The sequence below is a fragment of the Neisseria sp. HMSC03D10 genome, from assembly GCF_001807625.1.
Lineage (GTDB): Bacteria > Pseudomonadota > Gammaproteobacteria > Burkholderiales > Neisseriaceae > Neisseria > Neisseria mucosa.
Genome location: NZ_KV789525.1, coordinates 1 through 2,204 on the forward strand (window position 1 = coordinate 1; position 2,204 = coordinate 2,204).

Below are 2,204 nucleotides of genomic sequence, written 5' to 3' on the forward strand. Positions count from 1 at the left end.
GTATTGTACTATTTTATTTTTAATTGACTATAAATCAGGAATACTTTGGACAATTTGTCGGCAGTCAGGTCGGGTTTGCCGACGTAGTCCATGCGGTCGTAAATGATAAAGTCTTTGCCGGAGGCAAGCGCGGAGGCGGCGGCAAGGAAGAGTAGGGATGTGGCACGGATAAATGGTTTCATTGGGTTTTCTTTTTGGTGAAGGTCGGGGTTTGCTGTTTCGGCAATGCGGGGAGGACTTGATATAAATTAATGGGAAAGGTCTCGGCAAACAAGGAGGATGGGCTAAAAACAAGTCAAAGGTCTTCTAAAAAACTGTAGATTTGAGATTGGGCCAAATCCGTTTCATCCGTTTTCATTTCGGTGAAACCGCATTTTCAGACGACCTTTTTCCCATCCCGTACCCGCAAGCGCCTTTCTACCTGTCAAATCCCACCGAAAAAGCGTACAATCCCACGTTTATTTTTGAATTCATTATATTTTCAGACGACCTCCGTCAGAGAAAAGAGGTCGTCTGAAACCATTAGGCCCGTTGAAACACATGACCCACATGATTTACCCCAAAACCTACGACGTCATCGTCGTCGGCGGCGGCCACGCAGGCACGGAAGCCGCGCTTGCCGCCGCCCGCATGGGCGCGCAGACGCTTTTGCTCACACACAACATCGAAACGCTCGGACAAATGTCGTGCAACCCCTCCATCGGCGGCATCGGCAAAGGCCATCTTGTGCGCGAACTCGACGCGCTCGGCGGCGCGATGGCGTTGGCGACCGACAAATCCGGCATCCAGTTCCGCCGTCTGAACGCCAGCAAAGGCGCGGCGGTTCGTGCCACGCGCGCGCAGGCGGACCGCATCCTGTATAAAGCCGCCATCCGCGAAATGCTGGAAAACCAAGAAAATTTGGAGCTTTTCCAGCAGTCGGTTGACGACGTAACGCTCGACGGCGACCGCATTTCAGGCGTAATCACCGCGATGGGCGTGGAATTTAAAGCCCGCGCCGTCGTACTGACCGCAGGCACGTTTTTGTCCGGCAAAATCCACATCGGTTTGGAAAACTACGAAGGCGGCCGCGCCGGCGACCCCGCCGCCAAATCGCTGGGCGGATGTTTGCGCGAATTGAACCTGCCACAAGGCCGTCTGAAAACTGGCACGCCGCCGCGCATCGACGGGCGCACGATTGATTTCTCCCAACTGACCAAACAGCCTGGCGACACGCCCGTGCCCGTCTTTTCCGTGCGCGGCAACGCCGAAATGCACCCGCGCCAAGTGTCCTGCTGGATTACGCATACCAATTTGAAAACACACGACATTATCCGCTCAGGCTTCGACCGCAGCCCCATGTTCACCGGCAAAATCGAAGGCGTCGGTCCGCGCTACTGTCCGTCTATCGAAGACAAAATCAACCGCTTCGCCGACAAAGACAGCCACCAGATTTTCCTCGAGCCCGAAGGCCTGACCACCAACGAATACTACCCTAACGGTATTTCCACCAGCCTGCCGTTCGACATCCAAATCGCGCTCGTGCGCAGCATGAAAGGCCTTGAAAACGCCCATATCCTGCGCCCCGGCTACGCCATCGAATACGACTACTTCGACCCGCGCAACCTCAAAGCCAGCCTCGAAACCAAAACCATCCAAGGCCTCTTCTTCGCCGGACAAATCAACGGCACGACCGGCTACGAAGAAGCCGCCGCGCAAGGCCTGCTCGCAGGCGCAAACGCCGTGCAATACGTCCGTGAACAAGACCCGCTCCTACTTCGCCGCGAACAAGCCTATCTCGGCGTATTGGTGGACGACCTCATCACCAAAGGCGTGAACGAGCCTTACCGAATGTTCACCAGCCGCGCCGAATACCGCCTGCAACTTAGGGAAGACAACGCCGATATGCGCCTGACCGAAGACGGCTACAAAATCGGCTTAGTGGGTGAAGAACAATGGCGCATGTTCAACGAAAAACGCGAAGCCATCGAACGCGAAATCCAACGTTTGAAAACAACGTGGTACACGCCGCAAAAACTCGCCGAAGAAGAGCAGCTGCGCGTATTCGGCCAAAAACTCAGCCGCGAAGCCAACCTGCACGACCTCCTGCGCCGCCCGAACCTCGACTACGCCACACTGATGACGCTCGAAGGCGCAAGGTCGTCTGAAAACCTGTCTGCCGAAGTGGTCGAACAAGTCGAAATCCAAGTCAAATACCAAGGCTA

Annotated in this window: 2 protein-coding genes; one reads left to right on the forward strand and one right to left on the reverse strand. The window is 55.3% G+C overall.

Features of this window, described 5'->3' with window-relative positions; all coding sequences use genetic code 11:
• Positions 1-8: 8 nt before the first annotated feature.
• Positions 9-182: a hypothetical protein gene (locus tag HMPREF3066_RS13105; RefSeq protein WP_155259020.1), complete on the reverse strand. Its 174-nt coding sequence runs from the start codon at positions 180-182 to the stop codon at positions 9-11.
• A gap of 358 nt (positions 183-540) precedes the next feature.
• On the opposite strand from HMPREF3066_RS13105, the gene mnmG reads away from it, so the two are divergent.
• Positions 541-2,204 (forward strand): tRNA uridine-5-carboxymethylaminomethyl(34) synthesis enzyme MnmG (gene mnmG, locus HMPREF3066_RS04890; protein WP_472684805.1); only part of this gene is annotated, 1,664 nt, incomplete at its 3' end.